Below are 21,589 nucleotides of genomic sequence, written 5' to 3' on the forward strand. Positions count from 1 at the left end.
GCGCTCGGGCCGAAACTCACCTCACACGACGTGACTCGTAAAAACGCTTAGAAAGACAGTGACGACACGATCCGCACCTTCTGGCCCGGATCGAGCTTCTGCACACCGAGGGCGACGATCTTGGCGCCCTCTTCGACACCGCTGGTGATGATGACGTCGTTGCTCTCGTAGGACTTCACCACGACCGGCTTCAGCGTGACCCCGCCATTGTCGTCGACGACGTAGAAGGACGGCTTGCCGCCTTCGTTGAACAGCGCCGACAGCGGCAGCCGCGCGACGCGCTCGGTGGCGGCGTCCGACAGCGTCAGCGTCGCGGTCATGCCGAGCGAAACCTTGTCGTCGGCATCAGGCAGCGAGAACTTTGCGAGATAGGTGCGCGTGGCGGAATCTGCGGTGGGCGCGATCTCGCGCAGCCTGGCCGTATATTTCTTGCCCGGCTCCGACCAAAGAGTGACGCTGGCGGCGCCCGACTTGGCACGTCCGACCAGCGTCTCAGGGATCGCGACGACCGCTTCCTTTTCGGCAAAGCGGGCGACGCGGATCGAAGTCTGGCCTGCGGCAACCACCTGGCCCGGCTCGATCAGCGTTGCGGTGACGACGCCACGGGCGTCGGCGTTGAGCGTCGCGTAGGAAAGTGAATTCTTGGTCAGCTCGACCGAGCGCTCGGCCCGGTTCAGGCGCGCGCGGGCCTCGTCAGCGGCGGCACGGCTCGTGTCCAGCTGCGCATCCGTGGTCCAACCCTTGGCCTTCAAATCCTTGGCGCGCTGCTCGGCGGCGGCGGCCTGGGCCAGCACGCCGGTCGCAGCGGTCTGCTCGGCGACGGCTTGCTCGGCCTGGAGCTTCAGATCGATCTCATCAAGGGTCGCGAGCGGCTGGCCGATCTCGACGGTCTGGCCGACCTCGACCAGGCGCTTTGCGACCTTGCCGGCGACGCGAAAACCGAGATCGCTCTCGATCCGGGGCCTGACGGTGCCGACGAAGCTGCGCTCGGGCGTTTCGGCATCATAATGGGCGGTTGCGACCAGGACCGGCCGCGGCGGCTCGGCCTTTTCGGCAACGGTATCATTACATCCAGCCAGGGCGGCGGCCATCAGCGCCAGCGACACGCCTGCCAGGAGCTTGGAATAGCTGGATAAAACTGACCGGACGAACATCGAAGGACACTCCTGCGTCTGCAATGAGAGGAATGTCGACTAATCACTGATGAAAGTCAATATTCGTCAGTAATCAGGAATGCGTGATCGTTAAGGGGTGGTAAGGATTGGGATGACTGGCGCCAGGAAGGTGTGATCGTAGGGTTGGCAACGCGAGCGCGCCCCCGCCCTTTCGCAATCAGATAGATGGTGGGCACAGCGTGCGAAGACCGCATCTTTGCCCACCTCAAACTCTCGTCACCGCCCCTGCCCGGCGAATTCGTGCTTGCTCTCGTGGCCGCCGACGAACACCAAAATGCCGGCGAGCAGGGGCAGCACCGCGAGCACCAGCAAGCCGGTCGAGGTCTGGCCGGTGGCTTCCTTGACCCAGCCGATGAGATAGGGCCCGCCGAACCCGGCGAGGTTGCCGATCGAGTTGATCAGGGCGATACCGCCGGCCGCCGCGGTACCGGAGAGCCAGGCGGTCGGCAGCGTCCAGAACACGCCGAAGCAGCAGAACACGCCGATCGCGGCGACAGTGAGCACCACCATCGTCATGGTGGGATCGGTGAGGTAGGAGGAGACGGCGAGCGCGACGGCGGTGAGCAGCAGGGGCGCGCCGACATGCATCACGCGCTCGCGCGTGGCATCGGAATGCCGCGCCCACAGGATCATCGCGATGGTGCCGAACAGATACGGGATCGCGGTGACGAAACCGGTCTGGGCATTGCTGAGGCCGAACGCCTTGACGATCTGCGGCAGCCAGAACTGCATGCCGTAGAGCGCACCGACGAAGCCGAAATAAACCAGGCTCAGCATGATCACCTTCGGCGACGACAATGCCTCGCCAAGAGAAAGGTGCTTCACCGCCTGCTTGGCGGCAATCTCGGAATCAAGCCGGCCCTTGAGCCATGCCTTCTGCTCGGCCGAAAGCCAGTCCGCCTTCTCCGGCCTGTCGGTGAGATAGAACCATGTGACGATGCCGAGCAGCACCGAAGGGATGCCCTCGATGATGAACAGCCACTGCCAGCCCTTCAGGCCCATCGCACCGTCGAGCCCGAGCAGCAGGCCGGAGACCGGCGCGCCGATCACGGTCGACACCGGCACGGCGATGGCGAAGGCCGCAAGGAAGCGCGCGCGATATTCGGCCGGATACCAATAGGTGAGATAGAGGATGATGCCGGGAAAGAACCCGGCCTCGGCGACGCCGAGCAGGAAGCGCAGGATGTAGAAGCTGGTGACACCGCTCGTGAGCGCCATCAGCGACGAGATGATGCCCCAGGTCACCATGATGCGCGCGATCCAGCGGCTGGCACCGAACTTCTCCAGCGCCAGATTGCTCGGCACCTCGAAGATGAAATAGCCGATGAAGAAGATGCCGGCGCCCCAGGAGAAGATCAGCGGCGTGAACTTCAGCTCCGCATTCATCGTCAGCGCGGCAAAGCCGAGATTGACGCGGTCGAGATAGGAGAAGAAGTAGGCCAGCACCAGGAACGGAATCAGGCGCCAGGAGATGGCACGGATGGTCGAGGCCTCGATTTCGCTCTTGGCTCCGCCGGTAGAACCGGCATAGGTCGTGGTCTGGCTCATGGCTTCCCCCCGGGTTGTTGCTTTTATAGGCTAGAGCGCGGTTTTGAGCATCGCGGGCGAAGAGTCAATGGAGCAAGCAATGCACGGGGCGCAGCCGGATAAACGCGTTGCGCCGTTACGGACATCCCTCATCCGCGCCGGGCTCGCCCTAATCGTGATTGCTTGCGGGCTGTCCCTGCGCTGGTACGGCTTTCCGCTCGGCCTTCCCGCCTTCATCGTGAAGTATGGCGGCTCGCTGTTGTGGGCGACAATGGTGTTTTTTCTGGTCGGGGTTTTGCTCCCGCAGCTGTCGTGGAGCCGGCTGGCAACCATCGCCGTCGCCATCGCGATCGTGGTCGAATTTTCTCGGCTGGTGCATACGCCCTGGCTCGATGCGTTCCGGCCGACCACCGCTGGCGCGTTGCTGTTGGGGCGCATCTTCTCGCTGTGGAATCTGTTGGCCTACGCGATCGGGATTGCGTTCGGCGTTTGGACCGACCGGCTCGTCGTGATGCGAAGACGTCCTCACTCCGCCAACTGAAACCGCTCAAAACGATCGAGCTCCTCCTCGATCTTCCGCTTGAGCTCCTTGCGCCCCGCGGTCTTCTTGCCCTGCCCGACCCAGGTCCATTTCTGCATCAGCAGCTTCTTGTCCAGCCGGTCGGTCTTCAGATCCAGCGCGGCGACGATCTCGTCACCGACCAGCACGGGCAGCGCGAAATAGCCGAGCTTCCGTTTCGCCTTGGGCACATAGGCCTCGAACAAATGGTTGTAGCCGAAAAAGAGTTTGGTGCGCTTGCGCTGGATGATCAGCGGATCGAATGGCGAGAGGATATGGACGAGGTCGGGCGATCCCTCATGCAACTCCAGCGCCGCAGGCGCGGCCCAATGCTCCTGCTTGCCGGCACCGTCGATTGTCACGGGCACGAGCTCGCCGCGGCGGACGCGCGAGGCGATCAGGCCAGCTACCGCCGATTTGCGCGGCGCGTCGAGATGGCAGACCGAATCCAGGCTCACCACCCCTTGCGACCGCAGCGCGCGGTCGAGCAGATAGGCCGTGATCTCCTTGGCCGAGGCCGGCCTCGGCAGCTTGTCCCAGCCGAAATGGCGCGTCATCAGCTCATAGGTCTTGAGCATGCCCTGGCGCTCGCTGATGGTCACGGCGCCGGTATAGAAGGCGAGCTGCAGCGCCCGTTTCGAGGGTTTTCGGCTTTGCCAGAGATGCTCCTTCTCGGTCAGCACATCGTCCTCGATGTCGCGGATCGTCAGCGGGCCGGCGCGCACCAGCCGCATCACCTTGCGCATGTCGGCAGGCTTCACCGAGGAAAACCATTTGTGCCCCTCGCGGCGGTGTTCGCGCATCGCCGGCAGGAAGAAGCGGAAGTCGCCGGCCGGCACGTAAGAGAGCGCATGCGTCCAATATTCAAAGATGCTTCTATCCACGCTCTGGGCCTGGCGCAGATCGGCGCGGCGGTAGGACGGGATGCGGCTGAACAGGATGTGGTGGTGGCTGCGCTCGATGACGTTGATGGTGTCGATCTGCACATAGCCGAGATGGGCGATCGCGTCGGCGACGGCCTGCGCGCCCTCCCCGAACGGCGCGCGCTCATCCAGCCGCTGGGCATGCAGCCAGATCTGCCGGGCCTGTGTCGTGGGGAGCGGAAGCGGTGTGGGCGCGCGGGACATTGCGCAGGCAATGTAGCGGGATTCGCGCCAGGAAAAAGCACAAGGCAAACAGCCGGCCGAAGAAAAACCGCGCTGCCATCTGCTGACAGCGCGGCTGGACGGTTGCGTGGCTGGCGTCTATTTCGCCGACATCGCCTTCTGCGACTTCATGTAGTGCATGCAGGCGCTCTTCATCTTGCCGTTGCTCATGTCCGTGTTGGCCATGGCCATTTCCTTGTTGGCCGCCACCTTGGCCGGCGTGTCGGCGGTGCCCATCATCATGGCCGTCGATTTCATCATGTTATCGCCGGTGCATGCCATCATGGCGGCAGATGCCGGTGAGACGGAAAGGGTGAACGCGGCAAGCGCTGCGGCTGTGAGCAAGATCTTCATGGAAAAGTCTCCTCCGTAAAACGAAACCGGCGTCATGCCGGCTTCGCAATTACGTATTTTCTCGCGAAGTCGTTTCGTGGAGAAGACAATTTTCTTGCTGCGGCGCGAAGGAAAAGGGCTCAGCGGCCATCTTTCGGGGCTTTGGAGCGGTCGCCGACGCTGCCCGTGGCGACGTCCGGTTCGCACGAGGCCCTGCCGCGCCCCTCCGACTGGCAGCGGAAGACGCTGCCGGTGAGACGGTCGACCAGCCACATGTTCTCGTCGGTCGGCGCTTCAAGCCCGACATAGCGGGAGGTAACCCCCGTGATCAGCGCCGACAGAACTATTGCCACCGCGATCATGGCCGCGCCGATATAGATGGGCATTGAGCTCAGGGGCACTGTCCGTTCCGGCGGGCCACTGCGATAGGGCTGGTAGTCACTTGGCCTCGGCACTGGATGGAACTCGGCCCCCACGCTCGTGAATGGCAGTAGAAGGGGTCTGCTAGGCGCGCATCTGGCCGATATCTTGTCCGCGGGCTGACCAAGCCGCGACGGCTTTGCGACGATCGGCGTCCGCAGGTTCCTATGACACCGGGACGCCGCAAAATGCGCTACGCTCTATCTGGAAGCGGTTGCAGGCACCGTGACCAGGATCACATCAGGTCCTTTGAACCTTCTCTATGCTCGCCGCATCAAATCGCCATCAGGCGTAACAGCGAGGATACGACAATGACCCGTTTTGATAAGTTTTTTGGACTGAAGGCGATCACCCTTGCGGCCGCGCTGTCGATGACGGCGGGCCTGGCTTTCGCCGGCGACAACGTCTCTGCCAACCAGATCCTGAATGCGCTGAAGCCCAAGCCGGCGACCCGCGGCCTGTCCGCCGGTCCGCAGGCCGACCCGGTCGTGCAGGCCAAGGAATCGACGTTCCTGAACACAGTGCGCAACCGCTCGACCCGGTCGCTCTCGATGGGCGAGCGCGAGCAGATCGCCGAGCTCGCGGCGACCAAGCCGAACATCGACCTGGAAATCCAGTTCGACTACAACTCGGCCGACATCGCCAAGAATTCGGTGCCGTCGGTGCAGGCGCTTGGAAACGCGCTGTCCGACCCGTCGCTCAAGGGCTCGACCTTCGTGGTCGCCGGCCATACCGATGCGGTTGGCGGCGAAGAGTACAATCAGGGCCTCTCTGAACGTCGTGCCGACACCATCAAGAAGTACCTGGTGCAAAACTACGGCCTTGCGGGCACCGATCTCGTCACCGTCGGCTACGGCAAGACCAAGCTGAAGGATACCGCCAACGGCGCCGACCCGATCAACCGCCGCGTCCAGGTCGTGAACATGGACACCAAGACCGCGTCGAAGTAAATCCCAAGTCATCGCCGTGCGAACACGCCGCCTGCCATAACCTGGCAGGCGGCGATGTCATATCCAGCTCTGAAACAGCATCAGGCGGTTGAAGGTCGGCATCGACGTGCCGACGAAGGCCGCCGAGATCGGCAGCATGACGGCGAAGCTCGCTGCCGCGACCGCGACATAGGCCCACAGCAGCCAGCGGGGCTGGCCCTCCCGGCGCAGCACGTAGACCAGCGCGAGCGATGCCACGGTCGCCGCCGGCAGATAGTAGTAGATGAAACCGAGCGTGCGCGGCAGCAACGCCCAGGCGAGCCAGGATCCGAAATAGAACGCCGCGATCAGGAACGCATCCCAGCGGCGCGCGACGACGAAATCGCGCAGCACCACCGCGAGCGCGAGCAGCGCCGGCCACAGCACCAGCGGATTGCCGAGGAAGACGATCGCCGAGACGTCGTTCTCCGTCGTCTTGTCGAACAGGAACCAGACCGGCCGTGCGAGCAACGGCCAGGATGGCCACGCGCTCATATAGGTGTGGCCGGCGATTGCGGTCGTGGTGTTGTCGGCGAAGATCCGGCGCTGCGCCTCGATCAAGTCCGATAGCGACAATCCATACAGCGGAACGAACGCGGCGAGATAAGTCAGCACCGGCAGCACGGCGAAGCAGAGCGCGGCATGCTGCACCCGAAAATCGGGCCAGAGATCGGGCCGGTACCAATCGTCCGGCTTCGCGTCGGCAAACAGCGTGCGCCAGCCCTGCATCAGGCGGATCACCGCGACGATGACGATACAAATTCCGAGCGGAAACAGGCCGCTCCATTTGCAGGCGGCGGCACAGCCGAACAGGCTCCCGGCGAGCGCGAACAAGGCATGCGGGCGACCCCTTCGAAAACCAAGCATGAAAGTGGCAATCGCGAGCAGGCCGAAGCCGAGCGCAAAGATGTCGAGCATCGCGATGCGCGCCTGCACGTACAGCATCTGATCGACCGCCGTGATCAGCGCTGCGGCGATCGCAGGTCGTTGCGCGGAGAACAGCGCGAGGCCGCACAGATAGATCGCGACGATCGCGAGCGCGCCGAACAATGTCGCGGGATAGCGCCAGCCCAGCGCGTTGTCGCCAAAAGCCGCGATCGAGACCGCAATCAGCTCCTTGGCCAACGGCGGATGCATTGGATTGAGCATCGGTTGCGATGGCGCGAGGCCAAGCATCTGCCGCGCCGCGGGCACGTAATGCACCTCGTCGAAGACGAATTTCTCCGGCGCCGTCAGGCCGATCAGCAGCGCGAGATGAGTGACCAGGAAAATCGCGACAGCGATCACTGCGCTCTGCGACACCTTCGGAACCGCGGTCAATTCGAGCGGCATGCGTGGGGATGTTTTGCGTGGCAAATTTGCGTCACCGCGGACAAAAGCAAAGATCACGGTTTTCATTGAACGCATTCTGCCGCAACTGTCACTAAGCATAACGCAGGTCCCGCGCCGTTTGTGATAATTTCGCCACATCAGAAGCGCGCGCGATCCGGTACGATCAGGGACACATCGATCGGTTGCGAAATGAATTTGCGTTTCTGGCTTTTCTCCACGTTGCTATCGGCCGCATTGTGCGCAGCACCTTGCGCGCAGGCACAGACGCGCGTCGGTGAAGCCGTCGTGATCCAGAACGAAGTGGTGCGCGTGGCCGCGGCCACGACGCCGATCAGTGTCGGCGACAGCATGCTGCGCGACGAGACCGTGCGCACCGGCGCCGACAGCGCGGCGCGCTTCGTGATGGCCGACAGCACCAATCTGTCGCTCGGTCCGAGCGCCACACTCAAGCTCGACCGCACCGTCTTCAACGACGAGCACAGCTATCGCGACGTCGCGATCCGGATGACGACCGGCGCATTCCGTTTCGTCACCGGACATTCCGAGAAGACCGCCTACAAGATCACGACGCCGCTCGCGACCATCGGCGTGCGCGGCACCACGCTCGATATCCTCTCGCAACGCGGCCGCTCCGTCGTCGTGCTGCAGGACGGCGCGGCCAGCGTCTGCACGCTGAGCTTCCAGTGCGTGCAGCTCACCCAGCCCGGCGACACCGCAATCATCACCTCGACCGGCGGCAAGGCCAGCATCACCAAGACCAATACGCCGCCATGGACGTTTGCCGCGACCTGCGCGGCGAATGCCGGGCTGTGCGCGGTCAACCAATATGCGGACGCCTCACCAACCGTCACGCCCGCCGTCCAGGACGACGGCATGCTGTGCGGGCAGTGATGATGGCGATATCCACCAACGTCGGGCGCTTCATCCTCGCGAGCGTGCTGGCCAGCGTGGCTGGGTTTGCGTTTGCCGCGGTCGATGCCCGTCCGGCGGCAGCCCAGGCGGCGACGTGCGAGTCCGCGTGCGGAGAGCCGACGCCCACCCCGGCGCCAAGCTATTCACTCTCGTCAACCTACAGCCCCTCGCCGACGCCCTCGCCCAGCCCCTACCCGTCGTCGTCGCCGAGCCCTTATCCGTCCTCCTCGCCGAGTTCGACGCCGCCACCACCGACCGGCGCGGATTCCAGCGGCAATTCGATCGGCGGCCTTGCCAACCAGCGCTTCAACCAGATGGTCACCAACCGGGTGCTCGGCACGGTGCTGCTTGGCGTCAACGAGCAGGTCAATTGCAGCGACTGCATCAGCGCATTCGGCTCGGCTGGCTCGTTCTCGGCCGGCATCCACGGCCGCAAGCAGCTGACCAACAATCTGTCGCTGCTCGCCGGCATCGCCTACACGCAGTACAGCGAGGGCGGCTACAACATCACCAGCGCGCCGATCGGCGCCTTCGCGCTGCGCTATGACTTCACCGACTGGGGCTCGTCGCGCCCATTCTTCGACATCGGCACGATCCTGACGCCATGGGAGAAGGCGCGCTACACCCGCAGCTACGACACCAGCCTCGGCCCGGTGAGCGTCACGAGCTCAACCAACGCCGCGAACTACGCCGTCTACGGCCGCGCCGGCTGGATGAGCCGCGTGTCGCCGCGCGACGAGGTCGCCGCCTCGATCGAGGTCTGGCAACTCTGGCAGCGCGTCTCGGGCTATTCCGACAGCGCCGTGGCGTTCAACCCGTTCGACGCCAGCATCGCCGATGGCACCGACCGCACCAGCCTGGTCAAGATCGGCGGCCAGTGGACGCATCTTTTCGGCAGCAACATCGAGACCAATATCAACGGCGGCTGGGTGCAGTCATTCGCAAGCCGCAGCGGCATCGTCGCCACCGTGACCGGCGACGGCATGGTGGTGCCGACCATGGGCAACCAGGGCTGGTTCGAATATGGCGGCCGGCTCGGCTTCCGCGTGCAAAAGGGCTGGATCCTGGACCTGTTCGCCAACGGCACGCTCGGCCCGCAGCCGGTGGGCAACACCATCCACGGCGGCATCGGGCTGCGGATTAATTACTAGCGGCGGGGTTTCGCGCGCGACTAGCTCGGACCTCCGCTGTCATGCTCCGCGTAGGCGGGGCATCCAGTACGCCGCGGCTTCTCCGTATCACAGCACCGTCTCGGAGTACTGGATCGCCCGGTCAAGGCCGGGCGATGACAGTGAGTATGTGGCAAGGCCATCGGACGTCACGCCGCCGACTTGCCCTCGAACGCCCGACGCAACACCTCCACGTCCAGCTTGACCATCTTCATCATGGCCTGCATCGCGCGTGCGGCAGCCGCCTTGTCGGGACTCGTGAGGTACTCGAACATCACCTTCGGCACCACCTGCCAGGACACGCCGTAGCGGTCATGGAGCCAGCCGCACTGCTCTTCCTTGCCGCCATGGGCCAGGAAGGCATTCCAGACGCTGTCGACCTGGGCCTGATCGTCGCAATGGATCATCAGCGAGAGCGCATGGGTGTATTCCATCTTCATGCCGCCGTTGAGCGCGACCAGAGGCTGTCCCGCCACCGTGAACTCGACCACGAGCACGGACCCTTCCTTGCCGGATGGATTGTCTGAAACATTGCGCTGAACGTGCGTGATCGCCGAATTTGGAACCAGCGAAACATAGAACTCCGCGGCTTCTACGGCATCGCCGTTGAACCACATGCAGGGCACGACCTTCGACATGTTGAATGCTCCTCTCTTCAGATTCTGATTGTCGGGGCTTCGATCAGGCGTGCGCCATTGCGGGCCGCTCAGGGGCAGCTGCCATGTCCAGCCAGTTCACCCCCCACATGTGACCATCGGGATCCTCGAAGCTGCGACCGTACATGAAGCTGTATTCGTCCTTCGGGCTGGGATCGGCCACCCCGCCCGCAGCCTCGGCTCTGTCCACGATCTCGTCGACCTCGTTCCGGCTGTCGGCGGAGATGCAGAATAGCGCCTGGTTCGAGATCTTGGCATCCGCGATCGGCTTCGGCGTGAACTGACGGAATTTGTCGTGGGTCGTCAGCATCGCGTAAATGGTCTCGGAAAAGACCATGCAGCTCGCCGTGTCGTCGCTGAATTGCGGGTTCCTTGTCGCGCCGATCGCCTCGTAAAAGGCGGTAGCGCGGTTGAGGTCGGTCACGGGCAGATTGAGGAAAATCATCCTGGGCATCGGAGCTCCTTGGGCGGGGTTCTGCCCAAGGACGGATGGCCCAACGGCCATCCGACACGGCTTCCGGATATTTTTTGCCCCCACCTGCGAGGTTCTGTCGCACAGAACCCGCGGGCTTTTAGGCAGCCTTACTTCTCGTTCGGATCGCGGTGAATGGGATCGACCCAGAGGACGGTTTCCGGCTTCTCGACCGGCTCGATGTCGAGATTGATTGCGACCGCCTCCCCGTCGCTGCGCACCAGCACACATTCCAGCACGTCGTCCGGGCTGGCGTTGATCTCCTGATGCGGCACATAGGGCGGGACGAAAATGAAGTCGCCGGGGCCCGCCTCCGCGGTGAATTGCAGGCTCTCGCCCCAGCGCATCCGCGCCTTGCCCTTCACGACGTAAATGACGCTTTCGAGATGGCCGTGGTGATGCGCGCCGGTCTTGGCATCGGGCTTGATGCTGACCGTGCCCGCCCACAATTTCTGCGCACCAACGCGCGCGAAATTGATGGCAGCCGCGCGGTCCATGCCCGCTGTCGACGGCACGTTGGTATCGAGCTGGTTGCCGGGGATGACGCGCACGCCGTCATGTTTCCAGCGATCGTCGTGACCGTGGTCATGGTGGGAATGCGAATGGTCATGGCCGGTCATGGGACTTGCTTTCTGTTGGTTCCGTGCGCGGCAAACTAACCCAAAGCCGCGACATCAAGCCATACTAAAATCGGAACCCTCATAGCCGTCAGACGTTGTCTTTGCGAACGAAGTGGAAGGAGAATTTCATGAACAGCACGACCGACAAGATCAAGGGCACTGCAAACGAGGCAATGGGCAAGGCCAAGCAGGGCATCGGTGAAGCCACCGGTTCCGACCGCATGAAGGGCGAAGGAGCCGTTCAGGAGGTGAAGGGCAAAGGCCAGCAGGCCATGGGCGATGCGAAGGACGCCGCCAAGGACGCGGTTGATCGCGCCGCAGGAGCCGCCAAGCGCGCGGCGGACTGACGCGCCTCTATAGCTGAAAGTGAAAAGACCGGCCGCGAGGCCGGTCTTTTTGTTGGCGGAAACCTTCTTGCTGGCGGAAACCTTCGCTCACTTTACCGCGAGCAATTCCACGTCGAACATCAGCGTCGCGTTCGGCGGGATCACGCCGCCGGCGCCGCGGGCGCCGTAACCGAGCTGCGGCGGAATGATCAGCGTGCGCTTGCCGCCGACCTTCATCGTGGCGACGCCCTCGTCCCAGCCGCCAATGACGCGGCCCTTGCCGATCGGGAATTCGAACGGCTCGTTACGATCGACCGACGAGTCGAATTTCTTGCCCTTCTGGCCGTTCTCATAGAGCCAACCGGTATAGTGCATCACGCAGATCTGGCCGGGCTTCGGCGAAGCGCCGGTGCCGACAACGCTGTCGATGGTCTGCAAGCCTGAAGCTGTGGTCATGGATTTTCCTGCGGTCTGGGCCAAGGCCGTGGTGGAAACGAAATCGGACCCGCTCGCGATCAATGTGATCGCGAGTGCCGACATGATGGCGAGGAGCACGCGCTGGAAACGCTGCATAGGATACCTTCCGTTCGAGGCGGAAGGTGTCTAGCGCAACGAGCATGCGGTTTCCACCCCTTAGACCTCGATATTTTCCAGCCGCACCGGCAGCTTGCGGATACGCTGGCCCGTGGCGTGATAAATCGCATTGCAGATCGCCGCATTGGTGCCGACATTGGCAAGCTCGCCGAGGCCCTTCACGCCTGCCGGGTTGATCTGTTCGTCCTGCTCGGAGAGCAGGATCACCTCGACATTGGGCACGTCGGCGTTCACAGGCACGAGATAGTCGGCGAGATTGTCGTTGACATAGCGCGCATTGCGCTCGTCGATCTCGGTGGCCTCCAGCAGCGCCGAGGACATGCCCCAGATCAGGCCGCCCATGAGCTGGCTGCGCGCCGTGCGCGGATTCATGATCCGGCCCGCCGCGAACGCTCCCACCAGCCGGGGGCAGCGGATTTCATGCGTGAACCGGTTGACGCGGACTTCGACGAACTCGGCACCGAAAGCATAGGCAATCTTGTCCTTCATCTCGGGGCCGCCGATGAGCCTCGCGTGCCCGCTATGCATCGCCTTGAATGAATCGAGCGGCGCGCCTTCCGGCTTCCACTCGCCATATTCCTCGACAACGCCGACACCGAGCGCGTCGAAGGCCTTCTCGATATCGAGCGGACGATCGCTCTTCGCCGCCTGCGTGCTCGGCGTCTGGCTGATGCCAACCGTCTCCTTGGCCTTGTCGGCCAGGCTGTCGCCGGGCATCACGGCCTTGAACAGCCTTTGCCGGATCTGATCGCACACCATCATCACCGCCGAGCAGGTGCTGGCGGTCGAGTTCGAACCGCCGGCCACCGGCGCCGGCGGCAGGTCGCTGTCCCCCATGAAGACCGCGACCTTTTCCAGGGGCACGCCCAGCCGCTCGGACGCGGTCTGGGCGATGACGGTATAGGCACCGGTGCCGATCTCGTGACCGGCGATCTCGACCCGGGTCCGGCCGTCGCGCTGGAGGCGGACGCGCGCGGCAGACGGCGCCATCTGGGTCGGATAGCAAGTGGCGGCACAGCCATAGCCCACCAGCCAGTCGCCGTCAGACATCGATTTCGGCTGCGGCGAGCGCTGCGACCAGCCGAACGTCTTGGCGGCCTCATCGAAGCACGCCATCAGCGACCGCGACGTATAGGGCTTGCCGCCGATCGGCTCAACGGTGGTGTCGTTGATGCGGCGGAGCTCGACCGGGTCCATGTTCAGCTTCACCGCGAGCTCGTCCATCGCGCTCTCCAGCGCGAACAGATACGGCACCTCCGGTGGTGAGCGCATGAAGCCCGGCGTGTTGCGGTCGGCGCGCACGATCGACACCAGACTGCTGACGTTCGGGCAGGCGTAGAGCCGCGTCGTCGTCTTGGTGCCGCCGACGCAATAGGCATCCGGACGCGACGAAACCTCCGCGCCCTCATGCCTCAAAGCCATCAGCTTGCCGTCCCGACCAGCACCGAGCCTGATCTCGTGGCGCGTCTCGGCGCGGTAGGTCGCGATGGTGAAACCCTGGTCGCGGGTCGGCACCAGCTTGATCGGCCGATTCAGGCGTTTGGCGATGCCGGCGATGATCGCGGTTCGCGGCGTCATCGAGCCGCGCGAACCAAAGCCGCCGCCGACATAGGGATTGACGACACGGACCTTGTCGGCGTCGATGCCGAGCTGCTCGGCGACGCCGTTCTTCAGGCCATAGACGTACTGGCTGCCCTCATAGATGACCAAATTGTCGCCCATCCAGGCGCAGCTCGTCGTAAACAGCTCCATGGGGTTGTGGTGCTGGGTCGGCGTGGCATAGGAGGCGGTAAGCTTGACCTCGGCCTGGTCGAACGCCTTGGCGAAATCGCCGGCCTCCGGGTCTTCCTTGAATTGCGCGTTCTGCCCTTTCGCCGCAGCCGTGGTCGTTCCCGGCGAATCGAAGCTCGAACTCGGCTCTACGGCCGTGTAGCTGACCTTGACGCGATTGGCGGCCTCGCGCGCGGCCTCGTAGGTTTCAGCGATGACGACCGCGATGATCTGGCCGTCATGGGCGATGTCGGCCGATTTCAGCGGCTGGATCGTGGTGCCGGCATAACCGCCATTGCTGAACAGTTTCGACTCCTTCAGCTTCGGGGCGTTCTCGTGCGTGACGATGTCGATCACGCCGCGGACAGCCTTGGCATCGTCGAGACCGAAACCGTCGATGCGGCCTTTGGCGATGGCACTGGTGACCAGGAATGCATAGGCGGGGTTGTCGAGCGGCATGTCGGACGCATACGTCGCGCGGCCCGTGACCTTTGCGGCCGCGTCATAGCGCGGCACGGGGTGGCCCATGTTTGCTTTCGGCTCGGGAGCTGCAGCGGTCATGATCGGACCTCCATGGTTACGGCCTGCTGGAGCGCGCGCGCGACCACACGCTTGCCAAGCGCGATCTTGAAGCTGTTGTGCTGGCGCCCTTTGGCATCCGCGAAAGCGGCATCGGCTACTCGCTGCGCCAGACCGTCGTCGAATTTCTGTCCCTTCAGCAGCATCTCCGCCTCGCGCGCCCGCCAAGGCACGGTGGCGACACCACCGAGCGCGACGCGCGCGTCCCTGATGGTGCCGTCCTGCACGTCGAGTGCGACCGCAGCCGACGACAACGCGAACTCGTAGGACTGGCGGTCGCGCGCCTTGAGATACAGCGAGCGCGGCCAGCGGCCGGGGATGGAGAAGGCCGAGATCAACTCACCCGGCTGAAGCGTGGTCTCGATGTCGGGCGTCTTGCCGGGCGCCTTGTGCAAGTCTGCGAACGGCATGGTGCGCATGCCGGACCTGCCGGTGATCTCGACCATGGCATCCAACGCGATCAGCGCCTGGGCAAAATCGCCGGGATAGGCCGCGATACATTGATCGGACGTGCCGAGCACCGCATGCATGCGATTGACGCCATCCATGGCGGCACAGCCCGAGCCGGGACTGCGCTTGTTGCAGTTCTCATAGGAGACATCGCGAAAGTAGCTGCAGCGCGTTCGCTGCATCACGTTGCCGCCGAGCGTCGCCATGTTGCGCAACTGGGCGCTGGCGGCAAGATTCAGGGAATTGGCGATCACCGGATAGTTGCGCTGGATCTCGGCATGCGCGGCGACATCGGACATTTTTGCGAGCGCGCCGAGCCGCAAGCCGTCAGCTTTGGATTCGATCGCCGACCAGCCAGACGCAAGCGGACTGATATCAACGAGCGCGGCGGGCCGCATCACGTCCAGCTTCATCAGATCGATCAGCGTGGTGCCGCCGGCGAGCGGCTGTGCCGCGGCCTGCGTCAACGGATTGTTCGCAGCCGTGGCAGCGCCGAGCGCCTGCACGGCCATGTCAGGGTCTGTGGCCCTCTGATACGAAAACGGACGCATGCGCCTAGCCTTTCATGATCTCGGGCGCGGCCTGCTTCACGGCGGCGACGATGTTGGGATAGGCGGCGCAGCGGCAGATGTTGCCGCTCATATATTCGCGGATGTCGGCTTCGCTGCCCGCATGCCCCTCCTTGACGCAGGCCACGGCGGACATGATCTGGCCCGGCGTACAATAGCCGCATTGAAACGCGTCGTTGTCGACAAAGGCCTGCTGCATCGGATGCAGACGATCGTCGGTGGCAAGGCCCTCGATCGTCGTGATCTCCTGCCCCTCGGCCGCGAGCGCAAGCGTCAGGCACGACACCACACGCCGATCGTCGATCAGCACCGTGCAGGCACCACACTGGCCATGGTCGCAGCCCTTTTTGCTGCCGGTGAGCTTGAGATGCTCCCGCAGCGCGTCAAGCACCGTCGTGCGAGCGTCGATGCGCAGGCGGCTATCCTTGCCGTTGACCCGCAGCGTGACGTCGACGGGGAGCGCCGGATCCCGGGCGGCCGGCACGCTCGCATCCTGCGCGGCTGCACGCGCCGCCATAGGGACCAGCGCACTGCCGGCAGCGCCCGCCATGAAGGCGCGCCGATCGAATCCGGATGCTCCGGAACCTGGTTTTTCGGACATGGAGGGCCTCCGCCGCTTCGAGCAAAGCAGCGCACGCCTGCGCCGCTCATCGGCCCTTAACCTGAAGCAATGAAGTCCGTTCCGAACGAGAAAGGGCGACGCAGCAAATGCCGCGTCGCCCTCCGTCAACTTTTCCTGATCTTGCGCCGGGAACCCGTGCGCGGTGGTCAGTATCCGAGCGCGCAGCCGTCCTTGCGCGGATCGGAACCGCCGGTGAGCGTGCCCTTGTCCCAGTCGATCCAGATCGCCTGGGCGCCGCCGAGCGGGCCGACCACGCTGGTGGTCTTGTGACCGAGCTTCTTCAGGCCCTCGACGATGTCGGCCGGCACGCTATCCTCGAGCTGATACTGGCCCTCGTAATGCAGGCCGCGCGGCATGTCGATCGCCTCCTGCACGTCACAGCCGTAATCGAGAACATTGGTCACGACATGGGTCTGGCCGACCGGCTGATACTGTCCGCCCATCACCGCGAACGGCATCACGGACCGGCCGCCCTTGGTGAGCAGGCTCGGCATGATCGTGTGCAGCGGACGCTTGCCGCCTTCAATACAGTTGGGATGGCCGGGCTGGATGCGGAAGCCACCGGCACGGTTCTGCAACAGCACGCCGGTCTTGTTGGAGACAATAGCCGAGCCGAAGGAATGCGCGACCGAGTTGATGAACGAGCAGACATTACGGTCCTTGTCCACGACCGTGATGTAGATGGTCGATGGATTCATCGGCGGCGCGACGTTCGGCAAATCGAGCATGCCGTCCATGCGGATCTTGGCGATATGCTCGTCGCAGAATTCCTTGGCCAGAATCTTCGACACTTCGACCTGCATATGATCAGGGTCGGCGACATGCAGCTCGCGATGCATGTAGGCGATGCGCGCGGCTTCGGCTTCGAGATGGAAGCGCTCGATGCTGAGCGGCGCATACTTCGTCAGGTCGAACCGCGACAGGATGTTGAGCATCAGCAGCGCCGTAAGGCCCGGGCCGTTCGGCGGGCACTGCCAGACGTCGTAGCCCTTATACATGGTGCCGATCGGCGTCGTCGTCTCGGTGGTGTGCGCGGCGAAATCGTCGAGCGTGTGCAGCCCGCCGATGCCGCGCAGGGTCTCGACCATATCCTCCGCGATCGGGCCCTTGTAGAAGGCGTCGCGGCCGTCCTTGGCGATCGCCCGCAGCGTCTTGCCGAGCTCGGCCTGGCGGATGACGTCGCCGGCAACGGGCGGCTTGCCGCCCGGCAGCAGGTAACGCTCGGTGTTGGTGCCGCCCTTCAGCTTCTCGAACTGGTTCTTCCAGTCGAAGGCGATGCGGGGGGCGACGACGTAGCCTTCTTCGGCCGCCTTGATCGCGGGCTGGAGCAGCCGGTCGAAGCCGAACTTGCCGTGATCACGCAAAACGGTCGCGAAGGCGTCGATCACGCCGGGGATCGAGACCGCATGCGCCGAGGTCAGCGGCACGGACGTCATCTTGCGTTCGAGATACCAGTCGGCATTCGCTGCCTTCGGGGCGCGGCCGGAGCCGTTATAGGCCATGATCTTGCCTTCGCCACGCGGCTGGATCAGCGCGAAGCAGTCGCCGCCTATACCGGTCGATTGCGGCTCGATCACGCCGAGCAGGGCCGAGCCCGCCACCGCCGCATCCACCGCCGTGCCGCCCTCGCGCAGCACCTCGATCGCGGCGAGCGACGCCTGCGGATGCGAGGTCGCCACCATCGCGTTGGTGGCGTGGACCGTGGACCTGCCGGGGAAATGGAAGTTTCTCATCGAATTCTTGCTCTCACTGGGCGTCTAGCGCGGATGGCCCGCCATCTCGAAAAACCGGGCTTACATGACACATTCCGGCCCGCCGGGGCAATGCTGGCATACCAGGGAAATGGCTGCCATCCGCTGGGCGTATAGACTTTTCGCCATCCGAAGCCATGCGGGTTTTCTGGGCGGCGGGCGCCTGCTAAACGAGCCGTCATGATCACCAAGGTTGCCGCCTTCTATCAATTCGCCGCCCTGCCCGAATACCACGAGCTGCGCGAGCCGCTGCGCGCGTTCTGCGCTCAGCTTTCGCTGAAGGGCAGCGTGCTGCTCGCCCGCGAGGGCATCAATGGCACGATCGCGGGCGCACCCGAGGCAATCGAGGCCTTCGCCCACGAGCTTGCGCACGGCGCCATGTTTGGGGGCAGGCTCAACAATCTCGAATTGAAGTTCTCCACCGCCGAGGCGATGCCGTTCGGGCGGCTCAAGGTGCGGTTGAAGAAGGAGATCGTCACGCTCGGCGACGAGGCCGCCGATCCCACCCGCCAGGTCGGCACCTACGTGAACGCCCTCGAGTGGAATGCGCTGATCGCGGCGCCCGACACGCTGGTGCTCGACACCCGCAACGCTTTCGAGGTGGCGATGGGCACGTTCGACGGCGCGGTCGATCCCGGCATCAAGAGCTTTGGCGAGTTCAAGGATTTTGCCGCAGTCAAGCTCGATCCCGCCCAGCACCGCCGGATCGCGATGTTCTGCACCGGCGGCATCCGCTGCGAGAAGGCGAGCGCGCATCTGCTCGCGCGCGGCTTCGCCGAGGTCTATCACCTCAAGGGCGGCATCCTGAAATATCTGGAAGAGGTGCCGGAGGCGCAGAGCCGCTGGCGCGGCGAATGCTTCGTGTTCGACGAGCGCGTCGCGCTTAGTCACGGTTTGCGCGAAAAAGACAAGGGCCACGGCCGTGACGAATGAGATCAAGACTCTGGGCGAGCGCATCGACACGCTGGAGACGCGCCTCGCCTATCAGGACGAGACGATCGAAACGCTGAACCAGACCATCACCGCGCAGTGGAAGCAGATCGACGCGCTGATGCGGAAGATTGCAGAGCTCGGCGAGCGGCTGCAGGAGGCCGAAACGAATGCGCCGGGCGCGGCCAATGAGCGCCCGCCGCATTATTGAACGGTGTTACTGACCGGACGCCCTGGCCAGAAGGTTGGTCACCTCGCCCGACATCATCAGCCGGTTGCGCCCGGCCTCCTTCGCGGCATAGAGGGCCTGGTCGGCGGCTTCGACGAGCGAGGTCACACCAGCCGTGCGCTCCAGTGCCGGCCGGCAGGCCGCACCGCCGAGCGAAACGGTGACGTAGCCGGACGCATGGTTGCTGGTGTGGACGAGGCCCGCATCGCTGATCGCCCGTCGGATCCGGTCGCCGATCCGGGCGCAGCCCGCAGCGTCCGTGTTCGGCAGCAGCATGGCGAACTCCTCGCCGCCGTAGCGCGCCGCCAGATCGCCGGGGCGCTGCATCTCGGCCGCGATGATCTGCGCCACCAGCCGGAGGCAGGCATCGCCCGCGGGATGGCCGTATTCGTCGTTGTAGGACTTGAAGTGATCGACGTCGATCATCAGCAAGGAGAGGCTGGAGCGCTCGCGATAGGCGCGCGCCCACTCCTCCTTCAACCGTTCGTCGAAGCGGCGGCGGTTGCCAAGCCCGGTGAGACCGTCCTCGATCGCGAGCGTCTCGAGCTTGGTTTCGAGCTTCTTCTGCTCGGTGATGTCACGGGAAATCGCGACCACGCCGTCGACGCGGCCATTGTCCTTGCGGGTCACCCGCATGGTCGATTCGAGCCAGACTTCGCCATTCTGCCGGTGCACGTTGCGGTAGGTGACGCGCGCTTCCTCGGTGTCGCCACGCTTCATGGCGTCGACGATCGCCTGGACTTGCGGCCGGTCCTCCGGGCTGATGCCTGCGAGCGCGGGCGTCCCGATCAGTTGATTGGCGCGCCAGCCGACGACTTGAATTGAAGACGGTGAGACATAGCGCAGCCGCTCGTCGAGCCCGATGCGGGTCACCATGTCGCTGGAGCCTTCGGCCAACAGTCGGAAATGCGCTTCCTTCTCGACCAGCGCGGCGGCCATGCTCTGGCCCCGCTGCAACTGTCGCACCAGCACCGCGCCGATGATCGCGATCAGGATGACCAGCGCGAGCACGTAGAGCATGCGGGAGATCGCCGCGGCGCGCCAGGGCGCCAGCAGTTCGTCCTTGTCGACCGTGGCGAGCAGGACGAGCGGATAGCGGCCAGAGCGCTTGAAGAAGCTGACGCGCGCGGCGCCGTCCAGCGGCGACTTGAAATGATAGGCGCCGCTCGGCCGTTGCAGGCTGGCGTCGCGGAATAGCGGGGTGTCGCCGACGCTGCGGCCGACGAACCGGTCGTTGCTGGGATTGCGCGCGATGATCAGGCCGTCGCCGTGCATCAGCGCCACCGAGCTGTTGCGGCCGATCTCGAACTGTTCGTAGAAATGCGAGAGATATCCGGAGCTGATGGTGGCGAGCACCACGCCGCCGAAGCTGCCGTCCAGCTTGTTGAAGCGGCGCGACAAGGTGACGACCCATTCGCCATCCAGCAAGCTCTTCACGGGAGGGCCGATATGGGGCTCTCGTTTCGGGGAGAGCTGGTGATAGCGGAAGAACGCGTCGCCGTTAAGCGTCGAGCCGATCGTGCCGGGCGCTGTCAGCCAGTTGCCGTGGTCGTCAATGATGGCGAGGCTGTGCACGCGCTCCATCGCCTTCTTGCGCGTCTCCAGCAGGGTCCTGAGCTTGCCGATCGTGGCCGGCTCGGTGCCGTCCATCTCCAGCCGGCTGACGACGCCGACGACGCCTGAATCCAGGAGATCGAGGCTGTCCTCGGCATGCTGCGTCAGCGAGCGCGCAACGTTCGCCATCTCGGTCTCGGCGCCCTTGAGCACCGCATCGCGCGCCGCCCATTCCCGCCAGCCGCTGACGCCGAGGATGGTCGCGCAGGTCAATGCGACGAACGCCGCCGCCCGCAGCGGCAGGCGGTTCCATCCAGCTCTTTGGGTCACAGCGTTCATGCGGCAGAATTCTCCGATGATCGGAAACTCTGCTGCTTCTGTTATTGAACTCTGAAACGCCGGCAGAAATATGCGGCAATGTCCCCGATTTCCCGTAGTCGTACGGACGCCGGGATCGGCGCATCGCTAACAAGGTATTAGCTAACCTATCGGAATCCGGCGTGCCCGCCGCTAGCTGAAGATGGCCTTAACCTTGTCCCAGAGCGAGGGATTGTCGGCATCCGCATCGGCCTTCGAAGGCGTTGGCTGGGCGGCGCTCACGGGATCGGAGGCCGGGAAGCTGTCGACCAGTCCGGCGTCGAGCTTGGCATGGGTCTCGCGATCGGCTGCGAGCGCTTCATGCAGATCGTCGGCATGCTTGTCATGCGGCGCGGGGTTGAATGTCTCAGCCATGATCTCTTCCTCCGTTGGCTGATCAACGCGGTGCAATTGCGCTGGTTCCCCTGTTCCGCTCGGCACCGCGGCGGTGTATCAGGAGCGGGAACAATCTTCAGGACCGTTTGTGCCCCAATCTGCGACAAAGCCCTTCATCGACGTCCTCACCGGCCAGCGGCAGGTCATCCCGCCGGTCTGGATGATGCGGCAGGG

General features: G+C 64.2%; 24 protein-coding genes. 8 read left to right on the forward strand and 16 right to left on the reverse strand.

What is annotated here, in order from left to right:
* Positions 1-47: 47 nt before the first annotated feature.
* Together IVB31_RS20450 and IVB31_RS20455 are read right to left on the reverse strand one after the other, a co-directional pair.
* Positions 48-1,154, reverse strand: coding sequence for an efflux RND transporter periplasmic adaptor subunit (locus IVB31_RS20450; protein WP_247325810.1), 1,107 nt, complete (start codon positions 1,152-1,154; stop codon positions 48-50).
* A 237-nt stretch (positions 1,155-1,391) separates the two neighbouring features.
* Positions 1,392-2,723 (reverse strand): MFS transporter, encoded by a 1,332-nt coding sequence (locus IVB31_RS20455; protein WP_247325813.1) that lies wholly within the window; start codon positions 2,721-2,723, stop codon positions 1,392-1,394.
* 79 nt (positions 2,724-2,802) lie between these two features.
* Here IVB31_RS20455 and IVB31_RS20460 point away from each other — a divergent pair, with 79 nt between their 5' ends.
* Complete coding sequence (locus IVB31_RS20460) at positions 2,803-3,243, forward strand: DUF2809 domain-containing protein (RefSeq protein WP_247326087.1); 441 nt, start codon at positions 2,803-2,805, stop codon at positions 3,241-3,243.
* Here the strand turns inward: IVB31_RS20460 and IVB31_RS20465 are convergent.
* From IVB31_RS20465 to IVB31_RS20475, 3 genes are all read right to left on the reverse strand, one after another.
* Positions 3,228-4,388 carry a crosslink repair DNA glycosylase YcaQ family protein gene (locus IVB31_RS20465; protein ID WP_247325816.1) on the reverse strand — a complete coding sequence of 387 codons (1,161 nt, stop codon included), beginning with the start codon at positions 4,386-4,388 and terminating at the stop codon, positions 3,228-3,230. The genes IVB31_RS20460 and IVB31_RS20465 overlap by 16 nt on opposite strands.
* 117 nt (positions 4,389-4,505) lie before the next feature.
* The gene (locus tag IVB31_RS20470) at positions 4,506-4,760 is read right to left on the reverse strand and encodes a hypothetical protein (protein WP_247325820.1); all 255 of its coding nucleotides are present in this window, start codon (positions 4,758-4,760) and stop codon (positions 4,506-4,508) included.
* A gap of 119 nt (positions 4,761-4,879) precedes the next feature.
* Positions 4,880-5,125: a hypothetical protein gene (locus IVB31_RS20475; protein ID WP_247325823.1), complete on the reverse strand. Its 246-nt coding sequence runs from the start codon at positions 5,123-5,125 to the stop codon at positions 4,880-4,882.
* Positions 5,126-5,470: 345 nt separating this feature from the next.
* Here IVB31_RS20475 and IVB31_RS20480 point away from each other — a divergent pair, with 345 nt between their 5' ends.
* Positions 5,471-6,109, forward strand: a complete 639-nt coding sequence (locus IVB31_RS20480) for an OmpA family protein (RefSeq protein ID WP_247325827.1) — start codon at positions 5,471-5,473, stop codon at positions 6,107-6,109.
* Between the two features lie 57 nt (positions 6,110-6,166).
* On the opposite strand, the gene IVB31_RS20485 is transcribed toward IVB31_RS20480, so the two are convergent.
* On the reverse strand, positions 6,167-7,597 hold the full coding sequence (locus IVB31_RS20485; protein WP_247325860.1) for a phospholipid carrier-dependent glycosyltransferase: 1,431 nt from the start codon (positions 7,595-7,597) through the stop codon (positions 6,167-6,169).
* Between the two features lie 51 nt (positions 7,598-7,648).
* Here IVB31_RS20485 and IVB31_RS20490 point away from each other — a divergent pair, with 51 nt between their 5' ends.
* Both IVB31_RS20490 and IVB31_RS20495 read left to right on the forward strand, forming a co-directional pair.
* Positions 7,649-8,350, forward strand: a complete 702-nt coding sequence (locus IVB31_RS20490) for a FecR family protein (protein WP_249803441.1) — start codon at positions 7,649-7,651, stop codon at positions 8,348-8,350.
* A gap of 2 nt (positions 8,351-8,352) precedes the next feature.
* Positions 8,353-9,522 carry a hypothetical protein gene (locus IVB31_RS20495; RefSeq protein WP_247326090.1) on the forward strand — a complete coding sequence of 390 codons (1,170 nt, stop codon included), beginning with the start codon at positions 8,353-8,355 and terminating at the stop codon, positions 9,520-9,522.
* Positions 9,523-9,689: 167 nt separating this feature from the next.
* Here IVB31_RS20495 and IVB31_RS20500 read toward each other — a convergent pair whose 3' ends face one another.
* The 3 genes from IVB31_RS20500 to IVB31_RS20510 all read right to left on the reverse strand — a co-directional run bounded on the left by IVB31_RS20500 (position 9,690) and on the right by IVB31_RS20510 (position 11,288).
* The gene (locus tag IVB31_RS20500; RefSeq protein WP_247325867.1) at positions 9,690-10,178 is read right to left on the reverse strand and encodes a VOC family protein; all 489 of its coding nucleotides are present in this window, start codon (positions 10,176-10,178) and stop codon (positions 9,690-9,692) included.
* A 43-nt stretch (positions 10,179-10,221) separates the two neighbouring features.
* Positions 10,222-10,650: a VOC family protein gene (locus tag IVB31_RS20505; RefSeq protein ID WP_247325870.1), complete on the reverse strand. Its 429-nt coding sequence runs from the start codon at positions 10,648-10,650 to the stop codon at positions 10,222-10,224.
* 128 nt (positions 10,651-10,778) lie between these two features.
* Positions 10,779-11,288, reverse strand: coding sequence for a cupin domain-containing protein (locus tag IVB31_RS20510; RefSeq protein ID WP_247325874.1), 510 nt, complete (start codon positions 11,286-11,288; stop codon positions 10,779-10,781).
* Between the two features lie 128 nt (positions 11,289-11,416).
* Between IVB31_RS20510 and IVB31_RS20515 the strand changes: the two genes are divergently transcribed.
* Positions 11,417-11,635, forward strand: coding sequence for a CsbD family protein (locus IVB31_RS20515; protein WP_247325877.1), 219 nt, complete (start codon positions 11,417-11,419; stop codon positions 11,633-11,635).
* A gap of 87 nt (positions 11,636-11,722) precedes the next feature.
* Here the strand turns inward: IVB31_RS20515 and IVB31_RS20520 are convergent, their stop codons facing one another.
* Entirely contained in the window at positions 11,723-12,133 is a 411-nt protein-coding gene (locus tag IVB31_RS20520) for an FKBP-type peptidyl-prolyl cis-trans isomerase (RefSeq protein WP_247326109.1), read from the reverse strand.
* On the opposite strand from IVB31_RS20520, the gene IVB31_RS20525 reads away from it, so the two are divergent.
* Positions 12,069-12,221 carry a hypothetical protein gene (locus IVB31_RS20525; protein ID WP_247326115.1) on the forward strand — a complete coding sequence of 51 codons (153 nt, stop codon included), beginning with the start codon at positions 12,069-12,071 and terminating at the stop codon, positions 12,219-12,221. The two genes, IVB31_RS20520 and IVB31_RS20525, sit on opposite strands and share 65 nt — an antisense overlap.
* Positions 12,222-12,247: 26 nt before the next feature.
* Here IVB31_RS20525 and IVB31_RS20530 read toward each other — a convergent pair whose 3' ends face one another.
* The 4 genes from IVB31_RS20530 to ggt form a co-directional block, all read right to left on the reverse strand.
* Positions 12,248-14,539, reverse strand: coding sequence for a xanthine dehydrogenase family protein molybdopterin-binding subunit (locus IVB31_RS20530; protein ID WP_247325880.1), 2,292 nt, complete (start codon positions 14,537-14,539; stop codon positions 12,248-12,250).
* Entirely contained in the window at positions 14,536-15,558 is a 1,023-nt protein-coding gene (locus IVB31_RS20535; RefSeq protein ID WP_247325883.1) for a xanthine dehydrogenase family protein subunit M, read from the reverse strand. Before IVB31_RS20535 ends, IVB31_RS20530 begins: the two co-directional genes overlap by 4 nt.
* A gap of 4 nt (positions 15,559-15,562) precedes the next feature.
* Positions 15,563-16,177 (reverse strand): (2Fe-2S)-binding protein, encoded by a 615-nt coding sequence (locus IVB31_RS20540; RefSeq protein ID WP_247325886.1) that lies wholly within the window; start codon positions 16,175-16,177, stop codon positions 15,563-15,565.
* A 167-nt stretch (positions 16,178-16,344) separates the two neighbouring features.
* A complete protein-coding gene (ggt, locus tag IVB31_RS20545) occupies positions 16,345-17,931 on the reverse strand; it encodes a gamma-glutamyltransferase (protein ID WP_247325888.1) in 1,587 nt (528 codons plus the stop codon).
* A gap of 198 nt (positions 17,932-18,129) precedes the next feature.
* Between ggt and IVB31_RS20550 the strand changes: the two genes are divergently transcribed.
* Together IVB31_RS20550 and IVB31_RS20555 are read left to right on the forward strand one after the other, a co-directional pair.
* Positions 18,130-18,882, forward strand: a complete 753-nt coding sequence (locus IVB31_RS20550; RefSeq protein ID WP_247325891.1) for a rhodanese-related sulfurtransferase — start codon at positions 18,130-18,132, stop codon at positions 18,880-18,882.
* Positions 18,872-19,090, forward strand: coding sequence for a SlyX family protein (locus IVB31_RS20555; RefSeq protein WP_247325893.1), 219 nt, complete (start codon positions 18,872-18,874; stop codon positions 19,088-19,090). Before IVB31_RS20550 ends, IVB31_RS20555 begins: the two co-directional genes overlap by 11 nt.
* Before the next feature lie 6 nt (positions 19,091-19,096).
* On the opposite strand, the gene IVB31_RS20560 is transcribed toward IVB31_RS20555, so the two are convergent.
* Positions 19,097-21,001: a diguanylate cyclase gene (locus IVB31_RS20560; protein ID WP_247325897.1), complete on the reverse strand. Its 1,905-nt coding sequence runs from the start codon at positions 20,999-21,001 to the stop codon at positions 19,097-19,099.
* 171 nt (positions 21,002-21,172) lie between these two features.
* Entirely contained in the window at positions 21,173-21,394 is a 222-nt protein-coding gene (locus IVB31_RS20565) for a hypothetical protein (RefSeq protein ID WP_247325901.1), read from the reverse strand.
* Between the last annotated feature and the right edge of the window lie 195 nt (positions 21,395-21,589).

Origin of the sequence: Bradyrhizobium sp. 21 (assembly GCF_023073335.1) — a bacterium.
In the GTDB taxonomy this organism is placed as follows: domain Bacteria; phylum Pseudomonadota; class Alphaproteobacteria; order Rhizobiales; family Xanthobacteraceae; genus Bradyrhizobium.

Excerpts from the sequence above, each read along its gene's own strand:
- IVB31_RS20510 (WP_247325874.1), bottom strand. The coding sequence starts at position 11,288 with ATGACCGGCCATGACCATTCGCATTCCCACCATGACCACGGTCACGAC.
- IVB31_RS20525 (WP_247326115.1), top strand. The coding sequence starts at position 12,069 with ATGGATTTTCCTGCGGTCTGGGCCAAGGCCGTGGTGGAAACGAAATCG.
- IVB31_RS20560 (WP_247325897.1), bottom strand. The coding sequence starts at position 21,001 with ATGAACGCTGTGACCCAAAGAGCTGGATGGAACCGCCTGCCGCTGCGG.
- IVB31_RS20550 (WP_247325891.1), top strand. The coding sequence starts at position 18,130 with ATGATCACCAAGGTTGCCGCCTTCTATCAATTCGCCGCCCTGCCCGAA.
- IVB31_RS20500 (WP_247325867.1), bottom strand. The coding sequence starts at position 10,178 with ATGTCGAAGGTCGTGCCCTGCATGTGGTTCAACGGCGATGCCGTAGAA.
- IVB31_RS20450 (WP_247325810.1), bottom strand. The coding sequence starts at position 1,154 with ATGTTCGTCCGGTCAGTTTTATCCAGCTATTCCAAGCTCCTGGCAGGC.
- IVB31_RS20515 (WP_247325877.1), top strand. The coding sequence starts at position 11,417 with ATGAACAGCACGACCGACAAGATCAAGGGCACTGCAAACGAGGCAATG.
- IVB31_RS20495 (WP_247326090.1), top strand. The coding sequence starts at position 8,353 with ATGGCGATATCCACCAACGTCGGGCGCTTCATCCTCGCGAGCGTGCTG.
- IVB31_RS20455 (WP_247325813.1), bottom strand. The coding sequence starts at position 2,723 with ATGAGCCAGACCACGACCTATGCCGGTTCTACCGGCGGAGCCAAGAGC.
- IVB31_RS20480 (WP_247325827.1), top strand. The coding sequence starts at position 5,471 with ATGACCCGTTTTGATAAGTTTTTTGGACTGAAGGCGATCACCCTTGCG.
- IVB31_RS20535 (WP_247325883.1), bottom strand. The coding sequence starts at position 15,558 with ATGCGTCCGTTTTCGTATCAGAGGGCCACAGACCCTGACATGGCCGTG.
- IVB31_RS20465 (WP_247325816.1), bottom strand. The coding sequence starts at position 4,388 with ATGTCCCGCGCGCCCACACCGCTTCCGCTCCCCACGACACAGGCCCGG.
- IVB31_RS20505 (WP_247325870.1), bottom strand. The coding sequence starts at position 10,650 with ATGCCCAGGATGATTTTCCTCAATCTGCCCGTGACCGACCTCAACCGC.
- IVB31_RS20530 (WP_247325880.1), bottom strand. The coding sequence starts at position 14,539 with ATGACCGCTGCAGCTCCCGAGCCGAAAGCAAACATGGGCCACCCCGTG.
- IVB31_RS20485 (WP_247325860.1), bottom strand. The coding sequence starts at position 7,597 with ATGTGGCGAAATTATCACAAACGGCGCGGGACCTGCGTTATGCTTAGT.
- IVB31_RS20565 (WP_247325901.1), bottom strand. The coding sequence starts at position 21,394 with ATGGCTGAGACATTCAACCCCGCGCCGCATGACAAGCATGCCGACGAT.
- IVB31_RS20460 (WP_247326087.1), top strand. The coding sequence starts at position 2,803 with ATGCACGGGGCGCAGCCGGATAAACGCGTTGCGCCGTTACGGACATCC.
- IVB31_RS20540 (WP_247325886.1), bottom strand. The coding sequence starts at position 16,177 with ATGTCCGAAAAACCAGGTTCCGGAGCATCCGGATTCGATCGGCGCGCC.
- IVB31_RS20470 (WP_247325820.1), bottom strand. The coding sequence starts at position 4,760 with ATGAAGATCTTGCTCACAGCCGCAGCGCTTGCCGCGTTCACCCTTTCC.
- ggt (WP_247325888.1), bottom strand. The coding sequence starts at position 17,931 with ATGAGAAACTTCCATTTCCCCGGCAGGTCCACGGTCCACGCCACCAAC.
- IVB31_RS20475 (WP_247325823.1), bottom strand. The coding sequence starts at position 5,125 with ATGCCCATCTATATCGGCGCGGCCATGATCGCGGTGGCAATAGTTCTG.
- IVB31_RS20490 (WP_249803441.1), top strand. The coding sequence starts at position 7,649 with ATGAATTTGCGTTTCTGGCTTTTCTCCACGTTGCTATCGGCCGCATTG.